Source organism: Hydrogenophaga laconesensis (assembly GCF_031457235.1).
Classification (GTDB): Bacteria; Pseudomonadota; Gammaproteobacteria; order Burkholderiales; family Burkholderiaceae_C; genus Hydrogenophaga; species Hydrogenophaga laconesensis.
The window spans coordinates 355795-380136 of record NZ_JAVDWE010000001.1 but is presented as its reverse complement, the minus strand read 5'-3'; the positions used below and the strand labels follow the sequence as shown (position 1 = coordinate 380136).

General features: G+C 68.2%; 26 protein-coding genes. 4 read left to right on the top strand and 22 right to left on the bottom strand.

The window, feature by feature from the left end; genetic code table 11:
- Positions 1 to 81: 81 nt before the first annotated feature.
- From J2X09_RS01790 to J2X09_RS01765, 6 genes are all read right to left on the bottom strand, one after another.
- Positions 82 to 474 (bottom strand): hypothetical protein, encoded by a 393-nt coding sequence (locus J2X09_RS01790; protein WP_204731636.1) that lies wholly within the window; start codon positions 472 to 474, stop codon positions 82 to 84.
- 110 nt (positions 475 to 584) lie between these two features.
- Positions 585 to 911, bottom strand: a complete 327-nt coding sequence (locus J2X09_RS01785) for a hypothetical protein (RefSeq protein WP_204731635.1) — start codon at positions 909 to 911, stop codon at positions 585 to 587.
- 190 nt (positions 912 to 1101) lie between these two features.
- Positions 1102 to 1881, bottom strand: coding sequence for an SDR family oxidoreductase (locus J2X09_RS01780; RefSeq protein WP_204731634.1), 780 nt, complete (start codon positions 1879 to 1881; stop codon positions 1102 to 1104).
- A 12-nt stretch (positions 1882 to 1893) separates the two neighbouring features.
- On the bottom strand, positions 1894 to 2754 hold the full coding sequence (locus tag J2X09_RS01775; protein WP_204731633.1) for an amidohydrolase family protein: 861 nt from the start codon (positions 2752 to 2754) through the stop codon (positions 1894 to 1896).
- A 25-nt stretch (positions 2755 to 2779) separates the two neighbouring features.
- Positions 2780 to 3769, bottom strand: coding sequence for a zinc-dependent alcohol dehydrogenase family protein (locus J2X09_RS01770; protein WP_204731632.1), 990 nt, complete (start codon positions 3767 to 3769; stop codon positions 2780 to 2782).
- Between the two features lie 98 nt (positions 3770 to 3867).
- Positions 3868 to 4665: an IclR family transcriptional regulator gene (locus J2X09_RS01765; protein ID WP_204731631.1), complete on the bottom strand. Its 798-nt coding sequence runs from the start codon at positions 4663 to 4665 to the stop codon at positions 3868 to 3870.
- A 96-nt stretch (positions 4666 to 4761) separates the two neighbouring features.
- Here J2X09_RS01765 and J2X09_RS01760 point away from each other — a divergent pair, with 96 nt between their 5' ends.
- The 3 genes from J2X09_RS01760 to J2X09_RS01750 are packed head-to-tail and all read left to right on the top strand — an operon-like array spanning position 4762 to position 7818.
- Positions 4762 to 5763 (top strand): Bug family tripartite tricarboxylate transporter substrate binding protein, encoded by a 1002-nt coding sequence (locus tag J2X09_RS01760; RefSeq protein ID WP_204731630.1) that lies wholly within the window; start codon positions 4762 to 4764, stop codon positions 5761 to 5763.
- 22 nt (positions 5764 to 5785) lie between these two features.
- Complete coding sequence (locus J2X09_RS01755) at positions 5786 to 6634, top strand: fumarylacetoacetate hydrolase family protein (protein WP_204731629.1); 849 nt, start codon at positions 5786 to 5788, stop codon at positions 6632 to 6634.
- Complete coding sequence (locus tag J2X09_RS01750; RefSeq protein WP_204731628.1) at positions 6631 to 7818, top strand: CaiB/BaiF CoA transferase family protein; 1188 nt, start codon at positions 6631 to 6633, stop codon at positions 7816 to 7818. The genes J2X09_RS01755 and J2X09_RS01750 overlap by 4 nt, the downstream gene beginning before the upstream one ends.
- On the opposite strand, the gene J2X09_RS01745 is transcribed toward J2X09_RS01750, so the two are convergent.
- The 3 genes from J2X09_RS01745 to J2X09_RS01735 are packed head-to-tail and all read right to left on the bottom strand — an operon-like array spanning position 7815 to position 11432.
- A complete protein-coding gene (locus J2X09_RS01745) occupies positions 7815 to 9026 on the bottom strand; it encodes a pyridoxal-phosphate-dependent aminotransferase family protein (RefSeq protein ID WP_204731627.1) in 1212 nt (403 codons plus the stop codon). The two genes, J2X09_RS01750 and J2X09_RS01745, sit on opposite strands and share 4 nt — an antisense overlap.
- Before the next feature lie 16 nt (positions 9027 to 9042).
- Positions 9043 to 10446: an FAD-dependent oxidoreductase gene (locus tag J2X09_RS01740; protein ID WP_204731626.1), complete on the bottom strand. Its 1404-nt coding sequence runs from the start codon at positions 10444 to 10446 to the stop codon at positions 9043 to 9045.
- Between the two features lie 8 nt (positions 10447 to 10454).
- A complete protein-coding gene (locus J2X09_RS01735; RefSeq protein WP_204731625.1) occupies positions 10455 to 11432 on the bottom strand; it encodes a Bug family tripartite tricarboxylate transporter substrate binding protein in 978 nt (325 codons plus the stop codon).
- Between the two features lie 116 nt (positions 11433 to 11548).
- Between J2X09_RS01735 and J2X09_RS01730 the strand changes: the two genes are divergently transcribed.
- Entirely contained in the window at positions 11549 to 12445 is an 897-nt protein-coding gene (locus J2X09_RS01730) for a LysR family transcriptional regulator (RefSeq protein WP_204731624.1), read from the top strand.
- 24 nt (positions 12446 to 12469) lie between these two features.
- Here the strand turns inward: J2X09_RS01730 and J2X09_RS01725 are convergent, their stop codons facing one another.
- From J2X09_RS01725 to J2X09_RS01665, 13 genes are all read right to left on the bottom strand, one after another.
- Positions 12470 to 13408 (bottom strand): CysB family HTH-type transcriptional regulator, encoded by a 939-nt coding sequence (locus tag J2X09_RS01725; protein WP_204731623.1) that lies wholly within the window; start codon positions 13406 to 13408, stop codon positions 12470 to 12472.
- Between the two features lie 127 nt (positions 13409 to 13535).
- A complete protein-coding gene (locus tag J2X09_RS01720) occupies positions 13536 to 14816 on the bottom strand; it encodes an NAD(P)/FAD-dependent oxidoreductase (protein WP_204731622.1) in 1281 nt (426 codons plus the stop codon).
- A 19-nt stretch (positions 14817 to 14835) separates the two neighbouring features.
- Complete coding sequence (locus tag J2X09_RS01715) at positions 14836 to 15144, bottom strand: c-type cytochrome (RefSeq protein WP_204731621.1); 309 nt, start codon at positions 15142 to 15144, stop codon at positions 14836 to 14838.
- A gap of 29 nt (positions 15145 to 15173) precedes the next feature.
- Entirely contained in the window at positions 15174 to 16481 is a 1308-nt protein-coding gene (locus tag J2X09_RS01710; protein WP_204731620.1) for an O-acetylhomoserine aminocarboxypropyltransferase/cysteine synthase family protein, read from the bottom strand.
- Positions 16482 to 16507: 26 nt separating this feature from the next.
- Positions 16508 to 17872 carry an LLM class flavin-dependent oxidoreductase gene (locus J2X09_RS01705; RefSeq protein WP_204731619.1) on the bottom strand — a complete coding sequence of 455 codons (1365 nt, stop codon included), beginning with the start codon at positions 17870 to 17872 and terminating at the stop codon, positions 16508 to 16510.
- 111 nt (positions 17873 to 17983) lie between these two features.
- The gene (locus J2X09_RS01700; protein ID WP_204731618.1) at positions 17984 to 18781 is read right to left on the bottom strand and encodes a MetQ/NlpA family ABC transporter substrate-binding protein; all 798 of its coding nucleotides are present in this window, start codon (positions 18779 to 18781) and stop codon (positions 17984 to 17986) included.
- Positions 18782 to 18945: 164 nt separating this feature from the next.
- Entirely contained in the window at positions 18946 to 19623 is a 678-nt protein-coding gene (locus tag J2X09_RS01695; protein WP_204731617.1) for a methionine ABC transporter permease, read from the bottom strand.
- On the bottom strand, positions 19616 to 20656 hold the full coding sequence (locus tag J2X09_RS01690; RefSeq protein ID WP_204731616.1) for a methionine ABC transporter ATP-binding protein: 1041 nt from the start codon (positions 20654 to 20656) through the stop codon (positions 19616 to 19618). Before J2X09_RS01690 ends, J2X09_RS01695 begins: the two co-directional genes overlap by 8 nt.
- A 139-nt stretch (positions 20657 to 20795) precedes the next feature.
- Complete coding sequence (locus tag J2X09_RS01685) at positions 20796 to 21011, bottom strand: TOBE domain-containing protein (protein ID WP_204731615.1); 216 nt, start codon at positions 21009 to 21011, stop codon at positions 20796 to 20798.
- 135 nt (positions 21012 to 21146) lie between these two features.
- Entirely contained in the window at positions 21147 to 21953 is an 807-nt protein-coding gene (locus J2X09_RS01680) for an ATP-binding cassette domain-containing protein (protein WP_204731614.1), read from the bottom strand.
- A gap of 4 nt (positions 21954 to 21957) precedes the next feature.
- Positions 21958 to 22920: an aliphatic sulfonate ABC transporter substrate-binding protein gene (locus J2X09_RS01675; protein ID WP_204731613.1), complete on the bottom strand. Its 963-nt coding sequence runs from the start codon at positions 22918 to 22920 to the stop codon at positions 21958 to 21960.
- Positions 22921 to 23075: 155 nt separating this feature from the next.
- Entirely contained in the window at positions 23076 to 23966 is an 891-nt protein-coding gene (ssuC, locus tag J2X09_RS01670) for an aliphatic sulfonate ABC transporter permease SsuC (protein ID WP_204731612.1), read from the bottom strand.
- On the bottom strand, positions 23963 to 24337 hold the full coding sequence (locus J2X09_RS01665) for a VOC family protein (RefSeq protein ID WP_204731611.1): 375 nt from the start codon (positions 24335 to 24337) through the stop codon (positions 23963 to 23965). Before J2X09_RS01665 ends, ssuC begins: the two co-directional genes overlap by 4 nt.
- Positions 24338 to 24342: the final 5 nt, after the last annotated feature.

Here is a 24342-nt window from a genome sequence, read left to right as displayed (position 1 = left end):
GGCGCGGCGCCATGGGCGCGGCGGCACATCGCGACAGCGGTGTCTTCAGAGGGGGTGCGCTTCGGAGGAATGCGCCAGGCGTCACGCCCGGGCAGGCGGGGCGCGGGCCAGGTAGCCGCGGGGTGCGGGCCCGGTGAACGTCGAAGCGTGCGCGCCGGGGGCAGGTCCGCCGGACACGCCGGGCACAACGCAGATGTGCTCTTCCGGAGGGAGTGCGTCGCCCGAGCGCTTGGACAGGCTGGCCTTTGTCGCAGCGGGGCGTGCGGCGGCGATCGCCGGGCGTGCGGGCGCCGTCATCACGGCATGGCGCAACGGCGAGCCGTGGTCGAAGAGGTGCGTATCGGGTGCGCTCTGCCCCGGATGTGCGGCCGCGCCGCCCAGCGAAACCCCGGCCAGCACCAGCAGGCACATGAACATCACGGCGATCAGCCGGAATGTCGTCTGTCTTGCAGGGGGGTCACCGGTGTGGGGCACGTTCAGGCACGGGTTGTCGTCGAGGGGCTGTGCTGGCCGGATTGTAGGAGGGGCTTGTTCGCCATTTCTCCACCACCAAGGCCTTCGCCGGCCCCGCGCCATCCGCACCGTCACTTGCTGGTTTCGCTCCGCGCCAGGCTCTGCAGCGTTTCGATCGTCTGTTGCAGGCCCCGGAGCTGGCTCTCCAGGTGGCGGCCCATGGCCAGGCTACGTTCGGGAAACAGGCGCACCCTGGCGGCCACCGGCCCGCGTCCGCCCGGGTCGGTGGCCGCCCGCGTGGACAGCTCTTCCACCAGCGCGGTGAGCTTTTGCAAGGATTGGGCGAGCTGCTGCGCCTGGTTGGCGGCCTTCGCGGAAACGGTGACAACGCGGGACGCGAACTGCGTGCGGCGCTCACGGGTGAATACCGACCCGGACGGGCTGAGTTTCGTGCTCATGTCTGTTGCTCCCTGGTGCTCTCTGCAACCACCACCGCCCCCTCGTGAGGGGCGTGGTTCGAACGGGTGGGGCCGCCCAGGTGTTCCCGATCTTTCGCTACAGGAATTCCAGCAGGAGAACCAGCCCGGTCAGGCCCTTCGCGGGCTTGGCCGCCGGAGTATAGCCATGGGGCACGACCTGGATGCGCGCCTACATCAAGCCGGCATACGTGCCCCCGTCCACCTGCACGTTCTGGCCCGAGATGAAGCCGGCCAGATCGCTGCAGAGGTAGGCGCAGGTGGCGGCGAATTCTTCCGGTGTGCCGAAGCGTCTGGCGGCGATGGTCTGGGTGATGGTGTGCCGGGCCTGTTCGAGCGACACGCCATCGAGCCTGGCGCGGCGCTCGATCATGAACTGCTGCCGGCCCGTGTCGATCCGCTCCGGCAGCAGGTTGTTGATGGTCACGTTGTCCGCCGCCACGTCGCGCGACACGGCTTTGCAGAAGGCCGTGAGCCCGGCGCGCGCCGTGGTCGAAAGCGACATGTGCACCAGCGGCGCCTTCACCATGGCCGAGGTGATGTTCACCACGCGCCCGAACCTGCGCGCGCGCATGCCGGGCACATAGGCCTGGATCAGCGCGATCGGCGCGAGCATGTTCGACTCCACTGCGCCAAGCCAGTCTTCACGCGTGAAACTGGCCCAGTCGCCAGGTGGGGGGCCGGCGTTGTTGTTGACCAGGATGTCGGGCGCAGGGCAGGCGGCAATGATCTGTTCGCGGCCTTGCACGGTGTTCAGGTCGGCCTGGATGGCCGTGACCCTGGCGCCGGTGAGTTTGCGCAGTTGCTGCGCGGCGCTCTCCAGTGCCTGCGCGTCGCGCCCGTTGATCGTCACCTCGCAGCCTTCCTGCGCCAGGGCGGTGGCGCAGGCCAGGCCCAGGCCTTTGGACGATGCGCAGATGAGGGCGTGCCGGCCCGCGATTCCGAGATTCATGCGGCCTCCTGCTCAGCGGCCGTCCCAGCGCAGCCAGGTGCACAGCGCCTCGCCGAGCACCAGGGCTTTTTCGCGATCGGAGAGGAAGGGCATGTGCTCGGTCACGAGCTCGACACCTTCCTTGTAGCCGACCCCGTACTTGCCCAGCTGGCGCGACAGGTCGGTGCCCCAGAAGCAGCGCTGCGCGCCGAAGGCCTCCACCAGTTGCTTCACATACGGCATGACGTTGGTGAAGGGGTACTTCGCGGTGGAGAAGCTCGGGATGTTCGAGATCTTCACCGCGATGTTCGGGTAGCGCGCGAGCTGGACGGTGTCCGCGATGAAGGGGGCGATCTTGTCGTCGGTCGTGTTGCCCAGGATGCCCATGTGGTCGATGGCGATCCGCAGGCCGGGGTGCTTCTCGGCGACCCTTGCCACCTTGTCCTTGTGGCGCGGCACCAGCATCATCACGGGAATGTCGTGCTCCTCGGCGTAGGGCCAGAACCAGTCGGCCGTGCCGTCGTGGATCCAGTCGCGCTCGACCTCGAAGCTGAAGGTCAGCCGCACACCGGCCACCGCGGGCTCGTCGCGCAGCGACTGCAGCATCTTCTTGGCGGCCTCGGGATCGTCCAGGGGAATGCGCGTCATGATCCGGAAGCGGTCTGGCGCGCGGCGCCAGGCCTGCAGGGCCACGTCGATGCGGTCGCGGTCCCAGGTGGGCGGCACGATCACCGCGCGGTCAATGCCCGCTTCGTCCATCTGGCCGATGAGGAAGTCGGGCCCGAGCGAGGTGAGGTGCCCCATGTGGCGCAGGCGCTCCTGGCCACCCGGAATCCAGGGGCGGTCGGGCGTCTCGTCGCCCCAGAGGTGCACTTGGGAATCGGCAATCATCATTTTCAAAGTCCTTCTGGTTGAGGGGTCAGGGCACCAACACGATCTTTCCGAGGGCGTCTGGCGCGGCGAGCAGGCGGTGCGCCTCCTGCGCATCCTTCAGTGGGAATCGGCGGGGTGCCGGTGGTTGGATGCGGCCTTGCGCCAGCATCCCGATCGCGTTGTTCATCAGCTCGCGCCGGCGCACGGGCTCGCGGTCCAGCACGTGCACCGAGTAGCAGCGGATGGCCAGGCTGCGGTCGAGCCGCTGGCGCAGCGCCGCGACGACGTTCTCTTCCGGCAGGCCCTGCAGCACGTTGTACGAAAGCAGGGTGCCGCGCGGCGCGAGCAGGTCGAGCTGCGGCAGAAGGCCAGGGCCGCCGACGTGGTCGAACACCATGTCGACACCGCGCCCTTCGGTGGCGGCCAGCACGGCCTGCCTCAGGTCGCCGCTGCCGCGCAGGTGGGTGTGGTGCGCGCCCGCCTCGCGGGCGTAGGCGCACTTGGCTTCCGAACCCGCCACCGCGATCACCTGGATGCCGTGCGCGGCGGCGGTCTGCACCAGCGCGATGCCGACTCCCCCGGCCGCGGCCTGCACCACGATCGACCGCGGTGCCGGAGAGCCGGAGTCGAACAGCATGCCCTGCGCAAGCTGGTAGTTGCCCAGGCTCGCGGCGGCGAAGGCGTCCACCGACGGCGGCAGCAGGAAGAGGGCGTCGGCCGGCACACGGATTCGTTCCGCATAGCAGCCACCCCGCGTGGGCAGTTCGCGCGCGCTGATCAGCACCCGCTGGCCGGTCTGAACGCCGCTGGCACCGGGCCCGAGCGATTCCACGGTGCCCACCATCTCGTTGCCGAGGACCGCCGGCAGCGGCGGCATCCACGGGTAGACGCCGGTGCGGATCATCACGTCCGGTTTGCCGACGCCGATGACCTCGGCCCGGACGACGGCCTCACCGGGCCCGGGCTGTGGGTCGGGCAGATCGACATGGCGCAACACCTCGGGTCCCCCCGTGTGGTGGATCTGGATGGCTTTCATTGTGAAGGTGGGGTGCGCTGGTCAGGAGAACGGGACTCTAGCCCCCGTCCTGCCAGGCAGGCAATCGCCAACTTCCGCAAACGTCCATATCGTGGACGTCAACGCGTGCGGCGCGCCGCCAGTTCCCTTCGACGGCGCGCGATGCGGCGCACGGTGTCCTGCAGCGCCGCGACGACCTCGGTCAGCCGGTGGTCGGACAGCCGGTCTGCCATCGCCGCGACGGTGACCGCCGCCAGCGCCTCGCCGTGCTCGTCGAGCACGGGAACGGACACGGCGCTGGTGTTGGGCACCACCCCACTCGGCGCCCAGGCATAGCCGAGCTTGTGCGCTTCGGCCACCCGCGCCTGCAGGCCGGTGGCCGTCATGCCGAGGCGGGCCAGCCGGCGGGCGTTGCCGCTGATGAGCGCCGTGGCCTCGTCCGCTGGCATGCAGGCGAGCATGACCACACCGGCCACGCCCACGCCCAGCGGGCGGCGCACGCCGGTTTCCGTGGCCAGCACCTGGATCGGGTACCGGCCGGTGACCCGGTCGATGGCGATGCTGTCGGCGCCCTGGCGGATGGTGAGGAACACCGTGTCGCCGACCTTCGCCGCCAGGTCGTGAAGAAAGGGCTCGGCGATGCCGCGGATGGGAAAGCGGTTGCCGCGCGCCATGCCCAGCAGCGCGAGTTCGGCACCCACCCGGTAGCGGCGCGTTTCCTCGTCCTGCTCGATCACGCCTTCCTCGCGCAGCACCTGCAGCAGGCGGTGCACGGTGGGGCGGTTGAGGCCGGTGCCGGCCACCAGGTCGACCAGACGGATGCCGTGCTCCTGGGTCTCGGCGACCAGGCGCAACACCGCCAGGGCGCGCCGCAGGCTTTGTGCCCCCTGGGTGGGCGTCTTGGACTTAACGTCCATGTTGTGGACTTTCGTGCATGACCCGGATTGTAGGCAGCGGGCTGGCGCTCTAAGATTTTTTCGAGCCATCCACCAACCCAGAGCGAGACAACACGCATGACATCCCAGCACATTCCTTTCGAGGCCCCGCCGAACCGGCGTTCTTTCCTGGCGCTCGCCGCAGGCGCCGCGCTGCTGCCTGGCATGGGCTTCGCGCAGGACACCTATCCGCAGCGCCCCATCAAGCTGCTGGTGGGTTTTGCCGCAGGCGGCACGCCAGATTCCATCGCCCGCACGATCGCCGAACAGGTGTCGCGCTCGATCGGCCAGTCCCTCGTGATCGAGAACCGCGCGGGCGCCAACGGCATGATCGCCGCACAGGCCGTGGCCAAGGCCGCGCCAGACGGCTACACGCTGCTGCTGACCACGCCATCCATCGTGATCAACCCCAGCGTGTACAAGAAGGTGCCCTACGACCTCGCCCGCGAGATCCTGCCGATCACCGATGTGGCGATGGGCGACGGCTACCTGCTGGTGGTCAACCCCGCGCTGGGCGTGGACACGATCCCTGCCTTCCTCGACTACGCCAAGCGCAACCGCCCGGTCAGCTTCTCGTCGCCCGGCATCGGCAACACGCTGCACCTGGCTGCGGAGACGTTTGCCAGCCGCGCCGGCATCGAGATGACCCATGTGCCCTACAAGGGCGCGGCACCGGCACTCACGGCCGTGATGTCGGGCGAGGTGCAGGCCATGTTCATCCCGCCGACCACGGCGGTCGCCCAGGTCAAGAGCGGCAAGCTCAAGGCCATTGGCTTCTCCAGCACCAAGCGCTGGTCCGAACTGCCGAACGTGCCGACAGTTGCCGAGTCCCTGCAAGGCTTCACGTTCGACAGCGGCTGGCACGCGGTGTTCGCCCCGGCCGGCACGCCGGCGCCCATCGTGGCGCGGCTGAACACCGAGTTCCGCAAGGCGATCACCGTGCCGGAGGTGCGCAACTTCCTCATCCAGGGCGGCTACGAACCCTCGGGCCGGCCGCAGGCGGAGTTCGCCGCCTTCGTGCAGTCCGAGGAAAAGCGCTACGCCGAGATCGTGCGCACCGCGAAGATCACACCGGAGTGAGAGGCCGCGACGCAAGACAGCCATGAAACTCGTCAGTTACCAACACACCGGCCAGGACAGCTACGGCGCCATCGTGGGCGACGGGGTGGTCGACCTCGGGCGGCTCTACGGCGCGCGTGCACCAGACCTGAAAGCGTTCATCGCGGCCGACCTCTTCGCGGACGCCTCCACCCGGATCGCGCAGGCGCAGGTCGCGCTGCCCTTGAGCGAGGTGACGCTGCTCCCCGTCATCCCCAACCCGGGCAAGATCCTCTGCGTCGGCCTGAACTACGGTGAACACATCCGCGAGACCGGCAAGACCGTGACGGAGAAACCCGTCATCTTCCTGCGCGTGGCGAGTTCGCAGGTGGCGAGTGGCGACGACATCGTGCATCCCCGCGTCTCCGAACAGCTGGACTACGAAGGCGAGATCGCCATCGTCATCGGCCAGGGCGGCCGCCACATCGCCGAAGCCGATGCCTGGCCGCACATCGCGGGCTACAGCTGCTACAACGACGGCAGCGTGCGCGACTGGCAGTTCCACACCTCGCAATGGGGCCCCGGCAAGAACTTCTGGAAGACCGGCGCGTTCGGCCCCTGGATGGTGAGCGCCGACGAGATCGCGCCCGACCAGACCATGACGCTCGTCACCCGCCTGAACGGGCAGGAACTGCAGCGCGCCACCACCGACATGATGGTGCACAGCATTCCGCGCCTGATCGCCTACATCTCCACCTTCGTGCCACTCGAGGCCGGCGACGTGATCGTCACCGGCACGCCGGGCGGTGTCGGCAGCAAGCGCACGCCACCCGTCTTCATGAAGCCGGGCGACGTGTGCGAGGTGGAGGTGGACGCCATCGGCACGCTGCGCAACGGCATCCGCGCCGAATGAGCTCGCCGAAGCCGGGGGCCCTTCACGGCGTGAAGGTGCTCGATCTCTCGCGCGTGCTCGCGGGTCCCTGGGCCACGCAGATGCTGGGCGATCTCGGGGCCGATGTGGTCAAGGTCGAACGCCCGGGCACCGGTGACGACACGCGCGCGTGGGGGCCGCCCTGGGTGGGTGGTGCCGACCACCCGGCGCATGACATGTCCGCCTACTTCACCTGCGCGAACCGCAGCAAGCGCTCCGTCGCCATCGACCTGTCGTCCGAAGACGGGCAGGCGCTCATCCGCCGGCTCGCCGCGCAGACCGATGTGCTGGTCGAGAACTTCAAGGTCGGCGGGCTCACGCAGTACGGGCTGGACTACGCGAGCCTGAGCCAGGTCAACCCCGGGCTCATCTACTGCTCCATCACCGGCTTTGGCCAGACCGGGCCCTACGCCCAGCGGCCCGGCTACGACTTCCTCGTCCAGGGCATGGGCGGCCTGATGAGCGTGACCGGCCAGGCCGACACCGAACCCGGGGGCGGACCGATGAAGGTGGGCGTGGCGCTGGTCGATGTGATGACCGGGCTCTACGCCTCGAACGCCATCCTGGCCGCCCTGCAACACCGCCACCGCACCGGCGAGGGCCAGCACATCGACGTGGCCCTGCTCGACGTGCAGGTGGCCGCCCTCGCCAACCAGGCCGCCAACCACCTGGTGGGCGGCCTCGTGCCGCAGCGCATGGGCAATGCGCACCCCAACATCGTTCCCTACCAGGACTTCCCGACCGCCGACGGGCACATGATCCTCACGGTCGGCAACGACGGCCAGTTCGAGCGCCTGTGCACAGTGGCCGGCCACGCCGAATGGGCCGCCGACGCGCGCTTTCGCACCAACGCGGCGCGCGTGGAGCACCGGGAGGCACTGGTCGCGCTGCTCAGGGCCGAGACGGTGAAGCGCACCACCGCGCAATGGATCGACGCGCTGGAAAAGGCGGGCGTGCCCTGCGGGCCGATCAACGACATCGCCCAGGTGTTCGCCGACCCCCACGTGGTGGCGCGCAGCCTGCGTGTGCCCATGCCCGGGCCGGCCGGTGAGCTGAGCACCGTGGCCAGCCCGCTGCGCCTGTCGGCCACGCCGGTGTCGTACGCGCTGGGGCCGCCTGCGCTCGGGGCGCACACGGAAGAGGTGGTGCGGGAGTGGTTGTCCTAGCCCCGCTCGAAGTGCGCCATGATCGCCCGCACGCCGCTGTCCGCAAGCGGAACACCCGCCAGCTTCAAGCCCATCTCCACACCCGCCACCATCGCCACCAGCGTGAGGTCGTTGCTGTCGCCCAGGTGGCCCATGCGGAACATGCGCCCCTTGAGTTTTCCGAGGCCCGTGCCCAGCGACAGGTCGAACCGTTCGTGGATCAGCCGGCGCACCTCGTCGGCGTCCACACCCTCGGGGGTGATGACGCCGGTGAGGATGGGTGAGTACACCGCCGGGTCCGCGCACTGGATGGGCAGGCCCCAGGCCTCCACCGCCGCGCGCACGCCCGCTGCCCAGCGCTGGTGGCGTGCGAAGACCTGCGGCAGGCCTTCGCCCAGCAGCATGTCCAGCGACTCGGACAGGCCGTAGAGCAGGTTGGTGTTGGGGGTGTAGGGCCAGTACCCGGTCTTGTTCATCTCCACGATCTCGTCCCACGCCCAGAAGGAGCGCGGCAGCCTGGCCGTCTTCGAGGCCTCCAGTGCACGAGGGGAGAGGGCGTTGAAGCTCATGCCGGGCGGCAGCATCAAGCCCTTCTGCGATCCGCTCACCGTGACGTCGACGCCCCACTCATCGTGGCGGTAGTCGGCGCTGGCGAGCCCTGAGATGCTGTCGACCAGGAGCAGGGCAGGGTGCCGCGCGGCGTCGATGGCACGGCGGACGGCCGCGATGTCCGACGTCACGCCGGTGGACGTTTCGTTGTGCACGACGCAGACCGCCTTGATGCGGTGCGCATCGTCCTTGCGCAGGCGTTCCTCGATGAGATCGGCCTGGACGCCGCGCCGCCAGCCGGGTGCGTTGGGCAGCACCGGATCGTCCACCTGCAGCGTGAGCACTTCCGGCTTGAGGCCCAGCCGCCTGGCCAATTGGGCCCAGAGCGAAGCGAAGTGCCCGGTCTCGTACATCAGCACGTCATCGCCCGGGCTGAGCGTGTTCACCAGCGCGGCTTCCCATGCACCGGTGCCCGATGCCGGGTAGATGACCACCGGCTGCTTCGTCTGAAAAATCTCGCGCATGCCCAGCAGCACCTGGCGACCGAGCGCGCCGAACTCGGGGCCCCGGTGGTCGATGGTGGGCAGGCTCATGGCCCGCAGCACGCGGTCGGGCACGGGGCTCGGGCCGGGAATCTGCAGGAAGTGGCGGCCGGTCGGGTGTGAGTTGGTGGTGAACATGGAATTTCTCGAAGCCTCAGACGCGGGTCATGTCGCGCGCGAGCTCTTTCTGGGGCAGGAAGGCGCCGGCCTGGCGCAAGGTCTGCACGAGGTCCCGGGTGTCGAGGTCGTTCGCGGGTTGTCCGGTGCGGATGGACTGGGCGGCCGCGGTGCCCACGGCCTGGCCCATCATGTATGCGGCCGACTGGGCGCGGATGGAGCCATGCACCTTGGTCTCGCTCGAATGGCAACGGCCGGCCACCCAGAGGTTTTCCCAGCCACGGGGCACCAGGATGCTGTAGGGGATGCCCACGCACTCCCCATGCCCCAGGTTGTCCTTGCCGTGGAAGTCCTTGAGGAAGCGCTCGTACTCCTTCTTGCTGGTGTCGCTGGGGTGCACATCGGTCGGCCGGTTGTAGACCGCGACCTGGTCGGCGAACTGCCGGCGCGCCAGGAAGTCGTCGATGCCCAGTTCGAACTCGCCCACGATGCGGCGCGAGTCGCGAACCCCCATCGACGGCGCGGTGCCCAGCAGCTCCACCTGCTCGCAGCCGGGCACGTACTGGCGGTAGAACTCGGTGTACTCGACCGCGAGTTTGCGGCCCAGCACCATGCCGTCCGACAGGCTTCTGACCGACAGCGGATTCAGGTTGAAGACGTGGCCCGCATTGAGCGTGGCGCCCTGCGGACCGATGCGGTTCATGCCGGGGAAGAAGCGGTCCTCCTGCGTGAAGAAGCCGTCGTCGATGGCCTTGGGCACCCATTCGCTGCGCACGCGCGCCTTGATGGTGTCCAGCCCGTTGCCGTCGTAGGCCGGGTCGTTCCAGTTCATGCCGGCCAGGATGGAGCACAGCGTGCTCGGTGCCACGGTTTCGGTGTCGCGCAGAACGACCTTGCATTCCGCGCCCGCCAGGGTGGCGAGCGCCGCGTCTCCGGTGGCGTCCACGAAGGCCCTCGCGGGCACGTAGCGCAGCCCTTCCACGTTGCTGACCACCACACCGTTGAGCCGGCGGCCATCGACATCGGCTTCCACCACGCGCGTGAAGAAGCGGACCTCGACCCCCGCCTGCACCGTGAAATCGTCCAGGATGCGCTTGAGGTGTTCGGGTTTGAACGGCACCCAGCGGTTCAACTGGCGGTTCAGGTACTCCTGCGTCACCTGCGGTGCAAAGGCGTCCTGCGCCCACATGGTGTCGAGCAACTCTTTCATGAAGCCGCCCACCAGCATGCGTTCACCGTCGGAGACCGGGCCGAACGACGCCACCAGTCCGCTGGTGCCCATGCCACCCAGACACCCGGTGGCTTCGGCCAGCAGGACTTTCAGGCCCAGGCGGGCCGCGCAGACGGCTGCCGCGGTGCCGGCCGGGCCGCCGCCCGCAACGACGAGGTCGTAGGGTTCGTCGGAGGGAATGGTGCGGGAGAGTTGGTAGGTGGCACTCACGAAATGGCTCACTTCTGTCCAGGCAGGGGTTTGGTGACTTGTGCGAAGCGCTTGATTTCGCTCTGGATGAATTCGCCGAACTCGGCAGGGCCCTGTGGGGCGAGCTCGAAGCCCGAGGCTTGCAGCGACTTGGCCATGTCGGGCATCTTCAGCACGGCGATGAGATCCTGGCCAATCTGCTGCGTGATCTCCCGCGGCATGCCAGCCGGCCCGCAGAAACCGGCCCAGTTGATGGCTTCGAAGCCGGGCAGGGTGTCGGCGATGGTGGGCCACTGTGGGTACATCGGGCTGCGCTGCAGGCTCGTGACGCCGAGCACTTTCATCTGTCCTGAGCTGATGAAACTCTCCGCCGAGCTCACCACGGAGAAACCCATGGGCAGCACACCGCCAGCGATGTCGGTGTACATCTTGGCGGCGCCGTTGTATGGCACATGCTGCAGCTGGATGCCGCCCATGTGGTTGAGCATCTCGCCCGCCACATGCGCCGACGTGCCGATGCCGTTGGAGCCGAACGAGATGCTGTCCGCGGGCTGCGACTTCGCGTACTCGATGAGCGACTTGATGTCGTTGGCGGGGAATTTCGACGAGGCGACCAGGGCCACGGTGTAGTAGCCCGCCCGTGCGATGGGCGTCAGATCCTCGATTCTGTAGGGCAGGTCTTTGCGCTGCACGGCGTTGATGCTCAACGAACTGCCGAGCAGACCGATGGTGTAGCCATCGGGTGCGGAACGGGCCACGGTCTGCGTGCCGATGACCACGCCGCCGCCTGGCTTGTTTTCGATGATCACGCTCTGCTTCCAGTGCGCCTCCAGCCGCTCGCCGATGAGGCGTGCGAGCCGGTCGGCGGCACCGCCCGGTGGCTGCGGCAGAACGATGCGCACATTGCGGCTGGGGTATTTGCCGCCCTGGGCCCAGGCGGGCAATGCAAGGCTGGCCAGCGCGCCCATGACGGTGTGGCGCCGGGTGAGGGAAAAGGCTTTCTGCATGGCGATGTCTCCAGGGTTGGGCCGTGGTGGCCTCTTGAGTCGATGGTGCTTTTGCCGTCACGCAGCGTCAAATGAAAAGAGTTGGATAGGACTTAACTTTCGGTTATGTTCCTGCCATGAACCTGCGCCAGATGGAAGTGTTTCGTGCCGTCATGCTCACGGGCGGCGTGGTGGGTGCCGCCGAGTTGCTGCACATCTCGCAACCCGCGGTGAGCAAGATGCTGGCGCAGGCACAGCGCTCGCTGAAGTTCGCCCTGTTCGTGCGGGTCAAGGGCCGGCTTGTGCCGACCGCCGAGGCACAGGCCCTGCACATCGAGATCGATGCGCTGTGGCGCGGCGTTGAACGGGTGCGAGACACCACCCGAGCGCTGGCCTCGCCACGCAGCGGCACATTGACGGTCGCCGTTTCGGCCAGTCTGGCGCCTTACCTCGTGCCGAGAGCGCTGGCCCTGTTGTCCACACGATTTCCCGGCCTGCAGACGCGCATGGAAATCCTGGTGGCCCCCATTCTGGTGGATGCCTTGCTCGACCGCTCGGCGGATGTGGGCGTCGCATTGCTGCCCAACGAGCATCCCAACCTGATGCCGGTGGCCGACTACGAATGCGGTTTTGCCTGCGTCGTGCCACCGGACCATCGACTCGCCAGCAAGCGGACGGTGACACCCACGGATCTGGTGGGGGAGCGCGTGATCAGCTCGCCGGCCGACACGCCGTATGGCCAGGCGCTGCGTCGCGCCTACGGCCGGGCGAACACCAGCCTGAACATCCACACCCTCGTGCGCTCCGCCACATCGGCCTGCTGGCAGGCGCAGGCCGGTGGCGGTGTGGCAGTGGTGGACCGCCTGGCTGTCGCGGGCGCCACCTTCAGCCGCCTCACCGTGAAGCCCTTCCAGACCCAGGAGCGCCTGCCCGTGGCCGTGCTGCGCAACCGCTACAGCCCGCCATCGCTGATCCAGGCGGCGTTCTGCGAGGCGTTTGCGGAGGTGTGGAAGGCGGAGAAGATGTCGCGCTGAGGGGCAGGCGGGCGGGTGACCGAATCACACCGTCACGATCTCGTCGTTCAGCGCCTCCTCCACCACCTGGCGGTTCAAGCCCGGTGCGAAGTTCTCGATGAAGCTGTACGCATAGCCGCGCAGCCAGGTGCCGCGCCGCACCGCCAGCCGCGTGACGTTGATCTCGAACAGGTGCCGGGCGTCGAGCGCGTGCAGGAGGCGGTCGCGCTCGGGGTCCACGGCGATGCTGGCGACGATGCCCACGCCCATGCCGAGCTCCACGTAGGTCTTGATCACGTCGGCGTCCATCGCCGTGATGACGACATTGGGCTGCACACCCTGTTTGGCGAACGCGTCGTCGATGTGCGAGCGGCCGGTGTAGCCCTGGTCGTAGGTGATGATGGGGTGCTCGGCCAGCTGCGCGAGCGTGAGCGGGCCTTCCTCGCGCAGCAACGCGTGGCCGTGCGGCACCACGATGCTGTGCGTCCAGCGGTAGCAGGGCAGCGTGACGAGCTGCGGGTAGGTGGCCAGTGCTTCGGTGGCGATGCCGATGTCGGCCTCGCCGGCGATCAGCATCTCGGCCACCTGCTTGGGCGAGCCCTGGTGCAGGTTGAGCGTGACCTGCGGGAACAGCGCGCGGAAGTCGCGCACCGCGTGGGGCAGCGCGTAGCGGGCCTGCGAGTGCGTGGCTGCGATGGACAGGCCACCCTCGAGGCGCGAAACGAAGTCCTTGCCGGCCTGCTTGAGGTTGTCGGCCTCCTGCAGCAGGCGCTCGACGATGGGCAGCAGCGTCTGCCCCGGCGCGGTGAGGCCGGTGAGGCGCTTGCCGGCGCGAGCGAAGATGGTGACGCCCAGTTCTTCCTCCAGCTCGCGGATCTGCCGGCTCACGCCGGGCTGCGAGGTGTAGAGCATGGCGGCGACCTCGGTGAGGTTGAAGCCGTTGCGCGCCGTCTCACGCACCGATCGGAGTTGCTGGAAGTTCATGATTCGACTTTCTGTTCAATCCGCCCGCCGCGCGAGGTGACGCAGGCCAGGGGCATCGCGGAACCGGCTTTGCCGGGCCGCAGAGCCTGCCCCTCGAGGGGCGCGCGCAAGGCGCGGCGGGTGTGTTTCATAACAATGCGTCAGCCCAGATGTTCTTTGCCCACGATTTCGCGTACTGGCCTTCCAGCGCGTTGGCGGTGGGCGTGAGCCCGCCCGCACCCTGCACGGCCACCAGCGTTTTCTGCTCGGCGTTCCACTTGTGCACGGACGCGACGTGCACCACGTCGGTATCGCTCACGAAGCTGTAGCAGGTGTTGGCGATGATGGGGTCGGGGTTCACCGGGCGGCCCTGGATGAGCGCGATCACCGCGTCGGCCGCCACCTTGGCGTGGTTGTTGGCCATGAAGCCGGACTTGGGCATGCCGGGTGCGGAGAGCGTCGCATCGCCCAGCACATGGATGCCCGGGGCCACGGTGGACTCGAAGGTCTGGAAGTTCACCCCGCACCACTTGTTGTTGGCGGTGATGAGCCCGGCGGTCTGTGCGATGCGGCCTGCCTGCTGTGGCGGCACCACGTTGAGCACGCCCGCGCGCACGGTCTCGAACTGCAGTTCGATCGTGTGGTTCGCCGCGTCCACGCGCACCACTTCGCTGTTGGGCTTGTATTCCACGATGCCGGGGTACAGCTCGTTCCAGGCCTTCAGGAAGAGGGCCTTCTTGGAGGTGATGTCCGGGTTGGCGTCGAGCACCAGCACCTTGCTGCGCGGCTTGTGGTTCTTGAAATAGAAGGCCACCTGCGCGGCGCGTTCGTACGGGCCGGGCGGGCAACGGTAGGGTGCCTTGGGGATGTGCAGCGCGTACACGCCGCCATCGGGCAGGGCTTCGAGCTGCTTGCGCAGGGCCACGGTCTGCGGGCCGGCCTTCCAGGCGTGCAGCACGCGGGCCTGGGCATCGGCCGTCTGCAGGCCGGGCACCTGGTCGTACTGGAAGTCGACACCGGGCGAAACGATGAGGCGGTCGTACTTCAGCGTGTCGCCGCGCGCCAGGCGCACCTCCTTCTTCGCGGCGTCGATGGCGATGGCCTCGTCGCGCACCACGCGCACACCGTGCTTCTTCTGCAGCGCGTCGTAGCCGGTGGTGATGTTCTCGATCTTCTCGGAGCCGCCGAGCACGAGGTTGCTGAGCGGGCAGGAGACGAAAGCGGCTTCGCGTTCCACCAGCACCACTTCGATCTCGGGGGCCCACAGGCGGATGTACTTGGCGGCGGTGGCGCCGCCGAAGCCGCCACCGATGACAACGACGCGCGCCTTGGGCGCGCTGGACACGGAGGCGCAGCCGGGCAGGGCGAGTGCGGCTGCGGCGCCGCCGGCGGCGGCCAGCAGGTGCCGGCGGTTGAGTTGGATGGTCATGGGGTGGTGCTCCTCGTTGTTATTTCGGTTGGTGGGAGAAGTGGTCGGCCAGGCGGTCGAGCTCGGCGTCGGTGTAACCCTTGGCGTGCTGGTGCATCACGGTGGCGGGCAACTGGTCGCGCTTGTAGGCGAGCAGCTTGGTCAGCAGCACCTGTTTGTCCTGGCCGTTGATGGAGGGAATGGCGCTGTTGCTCTTGCCACCGGTGCCGTGGCACGCGGCGCAGGAAGCGGCCCAGGCGCGGGTCTGCACATCGGGCGCGGTCTGGGCCTGCACAGAGCCGCACAGCAGTGCGAGCGTGGCGGCCACCAGGCCGAGGGTTCGTTTCATCGTGGGGTCTCCTGTTGTTGAAAAAGAGGTCAGACAGCGGCAAGCGCCTGGTCGAGATCCGCCAGCAGGTCATCGATGTGCTCGATGCCGATGGACAGGCGCACCGCGTCTTCCGGCACGCCCGACTTCTGCAGCTCCTCAGGCGAGAGCTGGCGGTGCGTGGTGGAGGCCGGGTGCGTGGCGAGCGATTTCGCATCGCCAATGTTCACGAGGCGGGTGAAGAGCTGCAGCGCGTCGAGGAAGCGCGCACCGGCCGCGCGGCTTTCACCGGGGGCGGCCTTCACGCCGAAGGTGAGCAGGCCCGAGGCGTGGCCGCCGAGGTACTTCAGGGCGAGCGCGTGGTCAGGGTGGCCGGGCAGGCCGGCGTAGTTCACCCATGCCACCCTGGCGTGCTTTTCCAGGTGCTTTGCCACGCGCAGCGTGTTGGCGTTGATGCGGTCCAGCCGCAGCGAGAGCGTCTCGATGCCTTGCAGGATGAGGAAGGCGTTGAACGGCGAGATGGCCGCACCCGTGTTGCGCAGCGGCACCACGCGCGCGCGGCCGATGTAGGCGGCCGGGCCCAGCGCCTCGGTGTAGACCACGCCGTGGTAGCTCGGGTCGGGCTCGTTCAGTCGCTTGAAGCGGGCCTTGTGCTCGGCCCAGGGGAATTTGCCGCTGTCGATGATGGCGCCGCCGATGCTGGTGCCGTGGCCCCCCAGGTACTTGGTGAGCGACTGCACCACGATGTCGGCACCGTGTTCGATCGGGCGCAGCAGCCAGGGCGTGGCCACGGTGTTGTCCACGATCAGCGGCACGCCGTGTTTGTGCGCGATGGCGGCGATGGCCGCGATGTCGGTGATGTTGCCCTGCGGGTTGCCGATGGACTCGACGAAGATGGCTTTGGTGCGCGCATCGATCAGCGGCTCGAAGCTGGCCGGATCGCGGTGGTCCGCGAAGCGGGTGGTGATGCCGAACTGCGGCAGCGTGTGCGCGAACAGGTTGTAGGTGCCGCCGTACAGCGCGGTGCTGGAGACGATGTTGTCGCCGGCTTCGGTGATGGTCTGGATCGCGTACGTCACCGCAGCCTGCCCCGAGGCCAGCGCCAGCGCGGCAATGCCGCCTTCGAGCGACGCAATGCGCTGCTCCAGCACGTCCTGCGTCGGGTTCATGATGCGCGTGTAGATGTTGCCCGGCACCTTCAGGTCGAACAGGTCGGCGCCGTGCTGTGCGTTGTCGAACGCGTAGGCGGCGGTCTGGTAGATCGGCACCGCCACCGCCTTGGTGGTGGGGTCAGGCCGGTAGCCGGCGTGCACCGAACGGGTTTCGAATTGCCAGTCTTTCTGCGGGTCGTTCGACATGGGGAAAAGCTCCTTGATGAGAAGGGTCAGGCGGGCACGGTTTCGCGTGCGGGGTGTGAAGCGGTGGCCGGGTGCGCGGGGCGCGGCAGGCCCAGGTGCTCGCGCAGCGTGCGACCGGTGTATTCGGTGCGGAACAGGCCGCGCCGTTGCAGTTCGGGTACCACCAGTTGCGTGAAGTCCTTCAGGCCGTGTGGCAGCGTGGGCGCGAGCACGTTGAAACCATCGGCGGCGCCGGTGGTGAACCAGTGTTCGAGCTGGTCGGCGATGGACTCGGGCGTGCCCACCACCGTCCAGTGGCCACGGGCGCCGGCCACGCGTTCGTACAGCTGGCGGATCGTCAGGCCTTCGCGGCGCGCAAGGCCGGCGAACAGCTCCTGCCGACTCTGCCAGCCTTCCGTCACGGGCAGGTCCTGAGGGAACGGGCCATCCACCGGGTAGCGGGACAGATCCACATTGCCAAGGAAGGTGGAGAGCAGGCCGACGCCGAGCACCGGGTCGATGAGCGACTGGAGCTGCTCGAGCTTGTCCTGCGCTTCCTGCTGGGTGCGGCCCACGAAGGGCGAGATGCCAGGCAGGATCTTCAGCGCGTCGTGCGAGCGGCCGTACGCCGCCAGCTGGCCCTTGAGGCTGTTGTAGAACTTGCGCGCTTCCTCGGCGCTCTGCTGCGCGGTGAACACCACTTCGGCGCTGGCGGCGGCCAGGTCCTGCCCGTCGGCGGACGAACCGGCCTGCACCAGCACGGGGTGGCCCTGCGGCGAACGGCGCGTCTGCAGGCCGCCGTGCACCTTGTAGTGCGTGCCGTCGTGCGCCACGCGGTGCAGCTTCGCGGGGTCGAAGAAGCGGTTGGCCGCCTTGTCCTCGATGAAGGCGTCGTCTTCCCAGGTGTCCCACAGGCCTTTCACCACCTGCACGTATTCGCGTGCGCGCTCGTAGCGCTGGGCGTGGGCGATCTGCTGGTCCAGCCCGAAGCTGCGCGCTTCGAAGTCGCTGCCCGAGGTGACGAGGTTCCAGCCCGAGCGCCCGCCGCTCAGCTGGTCGAGCGTGGCGTACTTGCGGGCCAGGTGGTAGGGCGGCAGGTAGGTGCTGGAGACGGTGGCCACCAGGCCGATGTGCGTGGTGTTCTGCGACAGCGCGGCCAGGGTGAGCACCGGGTCCAGCGGGTACCAGAGCGCGTTCTTCGTCACCACCTCGTCGGGCGGGCCGGGCAGGCCGACGTTGTCGGCGAAGAGGATGGCGTCGAACTTCGCGGCCTCGGCGAGCTGCGTCCATTCGGTGAGCGCGGCGATCTGCCCGCCCGCCGAGGGCACCACGTCCGGGTGCCGCCAGGCGGCCAGGTGGTGGCCCGCGCCGAAGAACAAGGCACCGAGGTGCATCTGCCGAGTGGTTGTCATGTCAGAAATGGAGGTGGCGTTTTCTCGTTCCAGAGACACCGCGGAACCGGCTTTGCCGGGCCGCTGGTGTCGCCCCCTTGAGGGGGTCGCGCGAAGCGCGGCAGGGGTGGGTCAAAAACCAGCCAGGACAGAGCCCTTGAACTCGGTCTGGATGAAGGTCTTGATCTCGGGCGACTGGTAAGCCTTCACCAGCTTGGCGACCCAGGGCTTGTCCTTGTCGGCCTCGCGCACGGCGATGAGGTTGACATAGGGGCTCTTGGCGCTTTCCTGTGCGATAGCGTCCTTGCCAGGGTTCAGGCCGGCGGAGAGCGCGTAGTTGGTGTTGATGGCCGAGGCGTCGAGGTCGTCGAGCGAACGCGGCAGCTGGGCGGCGTCGAGCTCCACGAACTTCAGCTTCTTGGGGTTGCTGGTCACGTCCAGCGGCGTGGCGCGCAGGCCGGCGTCGGGTTTGAGCTTGATGAGGCCCTGGTCCTGCAGCACCAGCAGCACGCGGCCACCGTTGGTGGGGTCGTTCGGAATGCCAACCTTGCCGCCCTCGGGCAGGTCTTTCAGGCTCTTGACCTTCTTGCTGTAAATGCCGATGGGGAAGTTCACCGTGTAGCCAACGGCAGTGAACTTGTAGCCCCGGTCCTTGATCTGGTTGTCCAGGTAGGGCTTGTGCTGGTAGCTGTTGGCGTCCAGGTCGCCGGCGGCGAGCGCGGCATTGGGCTGCACGTAGTCGCTGAACTCGACGATCTGGATCTTCAGGCCGTCTTTTTCCGCGATCTTCTTCACCTGTTCGAAGATCTGTGCATGCGGGCCGGCGGTGACACCGATCTTCAGCGGCTTGTCCTGCGCGAGCAGGGGCGTGACGATGCTGGCCGCCAGGGCGATGGCCAGGGTGGATTTGAGCAGTTGCCGTTTGATCATTTCAAGGTTCCTAGTGGTTGATAAAAGTGTTCACAGCGCCGGAGCGCGTGGCAGATTCCAGAGGCATCAGGGGACGGCTCCGCCGGCCCGAGATGCCGTCCCCCCTCCCAGCGCCGAAGGCGCGCCAGAGAGGGGGGAAGCCGCGCAGCGGCGCAGGGGGGTGTTCATTTCTTGTTCAGTCGGTGCACCAGCCAGTCGCCCAGGCTCTGCACGGCCTGCACGAACACGATGAGCAGCAGCACCACGGCCAGCATCACCTCGGGCAGGAAGCGCTGGTAGCCGTAGCGGATGCCGAGGTCGCCCAGGCCGCCGCCGCCGATGGCACCGGCCATGGCCGAGTAGCCGGTGAGGCTGACCAGGGTGATGGTGAAACCGGCCACGATGCCGGGGAAGGCCTCGGGCAGCAGCACCTTGAACACGATCTGCGGCGTGGTCGCGCCCATGGCCTGCGCGGCTTCGATCAGCCCGCTGTCCACCTCGCGCAGCGAGGTTTCCACCAGCCGCGCAATGAAGGGCGCGGCGGCGATGGTGAGCGGCACCACGGCGGCCGCGGTGCCGATGGACGACCCGGTGATCAGCCGCGTGAACGGAATGATCGCCACCAGCAGGATGATGAAAGGCGTGGAGCGCACCGCGTTCACGATGCCGCCCACCGTGCGGTTGAACGCCGCGTTCTGCAGCACGCCGCCGTGGTCGGTGAGGCGCAGCAGCACACCCAGCGGCACGCCGATGAGCGCGCCCACGAAGCCCGAGATGCCGACCATCACCAGCGTCTCCCAGAACGAGAGCACGAAGAGATCGATGAGCGCCGGGGGGAACCAGCTCTGCAGCTGTTCAAGCATGGGCCACCTCCTGCACCTGCACACCGGCGCCCCGCAGGTGGCTCACGGCGGCGGTCAGCTGTTCCTGCGCGCCACGCGCCAGCACGGCGAGCGTGCCGAACGGGTGCCCCTGCACCTCGTCGATCTGGCCGTGCACGATGTTCAGGTCCAGCCCGAAGCGGCGCACCAGGTCGGAGAGCAGCGGCTGGTCGGATTCCGAGCCGGCGAACACCAGGCGCAGCAGGCTCGCGGGCGGCTGACCCGGCGCGCCGAGCAGGGTGCGCACGCGCTCCAGCACGTTGGCCGGCAGCTCGCGCGGCACCACGTCGTCGAGCAGGCTGCGGGTGGTTTCGTTCTGCGGGTCGCTGAACACCTTGAGCGCTTCGCCCTGTTCGACGATCTCGCCGGCCTCCATCACCGCGAGGCGGTGCGCCACCTGCTTGATCACCTGCATCTGGTGCGTGATCAGCACGATGGTGAGGCCGAGCTCGCGGTTGATCTGCTGCAGCAGCGCCAGGATGGAGCGGGTGGTTTCGGGGTCGAGCGCGGAGGTGGCTTCGTCCGACAGCAGCACCTTGGGCTGGCTGGCGAGCGCGCGCGCAATGCCCACGCGCTGCTTCTGACCGCCGCTGATCTGCGCCGGGTAGCGGTCGGCCAGGTGGCCCAGGCCCACGAGTTCGAGCAGCGGGTTCACGCGGGCCTGGATCTGCTGGCGCGAGAGGCCGGCCAGTTCGAGCGGCAACGCCACGTTGTCGAACACCGTGCGCGAGGTCAGCAGGTTGAAGTGCTGGAAGATCATGCCGATGTCGCGCCGCGCTGCGCGCAGCCCGGCGGCATTCAGCGTGGTGAGGGAACGGCCGGCGACTGTCACCGTGCCCTGGCTGGGCCGGTTGAGCAGGTTGATGGTGCGCACCAGCGAGCTCTTGCCCGCGCCGCTGCGTCCGATCACGCCGAAGACCTCACCCGCACGGATGTGCAGGCTCACGCCGCGCAGGGCGTGCACCGGGCCTTTCGGGCCGCGGTAGGTCTGGTGGATGTTGTCGAGAAGGATCACAAAGAATCGCAAAGAATGAGGGGGAGTTCGTCAGGGACACCGCGGAACTGGCTTTGCCAGGCCGCTGGTGTCGTCCTTCCTCCCAGCGCCGAAGGCGCGTCAGAGAGGAGGGAAGCCGCGAAGAGGCGCAGGGAGGTGTTCACAACTTGGCGATGGAGACTTCGGTCGACTTCACGAGCGCCACGACCTCCGATCCGACCTGCAGGCCGAGGTCGTTCACCGAGCGGGTGGTGATGACGGAGGTGACGATGCCCCAGGGCGTTTCGACGTCGACTTCGGAGACGACGTCGCCCTTGATGATTTCGCGGACCTTGCCCTTGAACTGGTTGCGCACGTTGATGGCTTGGATGGACATGGTGTTTTCCTTGGTTGTGAAAAGAGGCAGTGAAGAGAGATGTCTTGATCAAGAAACGCCGTGGAACCAGCTTTGCCGGGCCACTGGCGTTGCCCCGTGGGGAGTAGTGCCAAAGGCGATGCGGGCGGTGTTCATCTAGACGGCCCAGCGCAAGGCGTGGGCAGGTTGGGCGGGCCAGACCGGGTCGTTCGACGGCGGGGCGCTGTCGGGGATCTGCAGCACCCGGTCCAGGATGCGTTTCTCGATCGCGGCGAAGGTCGCATCGCCGCGCGAACGCGGGCGCGCCAGCGGCACGCGCTCGTCCAGCGCGATGGCACCGTCCTCGATCAGGATCACGCGGTCGGCCAGGGCGACGGCTTCCTGCACGTCGTGCGTGACGAGCAGGGCGGTGAAGCCGTGGCGCTTCCACAGGCCCTCGATGAGTTCGTGCATCTCGATGCGGGTGAGCGCGTCCAGCGCGCCCAGCGGCTCGTCGAGCAGCAGCAGCTGGGGCCGGTGCACCAGGGCGCGGGCCAGCGAGACGCGCTGGCGCTGGCCACCCGAGAGCTTGGCCGGCCAGTCGCCCAGGCGGTCGCCCAGGCCCACCTGGCCGAGCACGGCCTCGGCGTCCTTGCGCTGACCCTTCGGCAGGCCGAGCGCCACGTTGTCGAGCACGCGCTTCCAGGGCAGCAGGCGCGCGTCCTGGAACATGATGCGGGTGTCGTCGTGCAGGCCGTCGACGTGCTTGCCGTCGAGCAGGAGCTCGCCACCACTGACGGCTTCCAGACCCGCGACGAGGCGCAGCAGCGTGCTCTTGCCGCAGCCGCTGCGACCCACGATGGCGACGAACTCGCCAGGTTCGATGGTGAGCTGGTTGTCGCGCAGCACCTCGCGCGCACCGTAGCGCTTGCTCAGGTGGCGCAGCTGCACGCGCACGCCAGGGGTGGTGGTCTTCTCTGTCATGCGCTCACACCTGCGGTTTGAACAGCGCGACGTCGGTCGCGTTGACGCGGCGGGGCAGCAGCTTCTCGGCCAGGAAGTCGTCGGCGATCTTCTGCTGTTCGGTGATGTTCTGCGGCGTGACCGGGCGCACCGCATAGCTGCGGCGGCCGTTGGCCTGTTCGACGATGCCGGCGTCCAGACCCCAGAAGGGCGCGAGCAGCGCGGCCGCTTCCTTCGGGTTCTGCTTGACCCAGCGCCCGGTCTTTTCCAGCTCGGTGTAGATCACGCCGAGTACGTCGGGCCGGGCCTGCGCGAAGCGGGTGCTGGCGAGGTAGTAGCGCTGGTACGAAGCCAGGCCGGTGCCATCGGCCAGCACGCGCGCGCCGGCCTGCTTCTGTGCCGCGGAGAGGAACGGGTCCCACACCACCCAGGCATCGATGGCGCCACGCTCGAAGGCGGCGCGGCCATCGGCGGGCGTGAGGTAGGCGGGCTCGATGTCGCTGAAGGACAGGCCGGCTTTCTCCAGCGCGGCCAGCAGCAGGTAGTGCGCGCCTGCGGCCTTGGCGAAGCCCACGCGCTTGCCCTTGAGCTCGCTCACGCTCTTGAGCGGCGAGTCGCTGCGCACCAGGATGGCCTGGGCCGTGGGCGAGGGCGCTTCCTGCGCCACGAAGGTGAGTTGCGCGCCAGCGGCCTGCGCGAATACGGGCACGGTGTCGGCCACGTCGGCGCTGAAGTCGAGGTTGTCCAGGTTCAGGGCTTCGAGCAGCGGCAGACCGCTGGTGAACTCGTGCCAGCTCAGCGTGGCACCGAGCGGTGCCAGGCGCTGCTCCAGCGTGCCCTGCAGGCGCAGCACGGCAATCAGCGTGGACGACTTCTGGTAGCCCAGGCGCACGGTGCGCGGTGTGTTGCCTTGCGCGAGCGCGGCACTGGCCGCGAGGGAACCGATGGCGCCCAGGGCGGCGCGGCGGGTGAAAGTGGATAGCGTCATGAGAGACCTCAGGATGAAAAAAGCGGTTGCGTTTGAGGACGTCGGTCCAGGGGCGACAAGGGTCCGGCTCCGCCGGCCCGAGCCGCCGTCCCCCCCTCCCAGCGCCGAAGGCGCGCAAGAGAGGGGGGAAGCCGCGCAGCGGCGCAGGGGGGTGTTCATGTCTGGTAGCCCGGGTGCCAGCGGAGCCAATAGGTTTCCAGGGCTCGGGCAAAGACATCGGCGAGCTTGCCGAGGGCGGCGTAGAGCAGGATGCCGACGAGCACGATGTCGGTCTGCAGGAATTCGCGGGCATTCATCGTCAGGTAGCCGATGCCGGCCTGCGCCGAGATGGTCTCGGCCACGATCAGGATCACCCACATCAGGCCGAGTGAGAAACGCAGGCCGACCAGGATGGAGGACAGCGCGCCGGGCAGGATGATCTGCGTGTACAGGCCCCAGCGCGTGAGGCCGTAGGTGCGGCCCATCTCGATCAGGCCCGGGTCCACGTTGCGGATGCCGTGGAAGGTGTTGAGGTAGATCGGGAAGAACACCGCCACGGCGATGAGGAACAGCTTGGCCGCTTCGTCGATACCGAACCACAGGATGACCAGCGGGATCAGCGCGAGCGCGGGAATGTTGCGCACCATCTGCACGCTGGAATCGAGCAGGGTCTCGAAGAACTTCAACGAGCCGGTGAGCAGCCCCAGCAGCAGGCCGAGCCCGCCGCCGATGGCCAGGCCGATCAGCGCGCGGCCCGCGCTCACCTTCACGTGCGTCCAGAGTTCGCCGGAGACCGCGAGCGTCCAGAACGCGGTGACCACATCGAGCGGGGCGGGCAGCACGCGGGTGGACAACCAGCCCTGCGAAGAGGACAGCTGCCACACCGCCACCAGCAGCACCGGCACCAGCCATGGCAGGAAGCGCTGCCACGCGCCGCGCAGCGCGGGCGCCAGCCACGAAGCCTTGCCGGTGGGGCCGGGCAGCAGGCCCCAGCCGGGTGCGTCGATGGTGTCGGGCACCGGCGTCACCGGGGCTTCGCGAAAAGTCTGAGCCTGGGCCTGCGTCATGCGGCGCCTCCTTGGGAAGGGTCGGGTTCGAGGAATTCGATGGGGTTGCCCGCCGGGTCGTTGACACGGAAGCGCAGGTGGCCGGCCAGCGGCTGGCTCTCGTCGATCTCCAGGCCCGCATCGAGCAGGCGCGCGCGAAAGCCCGGCAGGTTCTGCACCTCGAAGGCCAGGTGCGACGGCGAGGGCGAGGCCGTCCAGTTCGGCACGGGCACGAGGTCCACACGCTGGGACGCGGCGTAGAAGCGCAGCGTGTTGCCCGTGCCCAGGCGGAATTCCTTCAGGCCCAGCAGTTCGCCGTAGAAGTGCCGCACCAGCGCCTGCTGGCCGGCGGGAAAGCCGAGCTGCACATGGTGGATGGAATGGATGCTCATGGCGC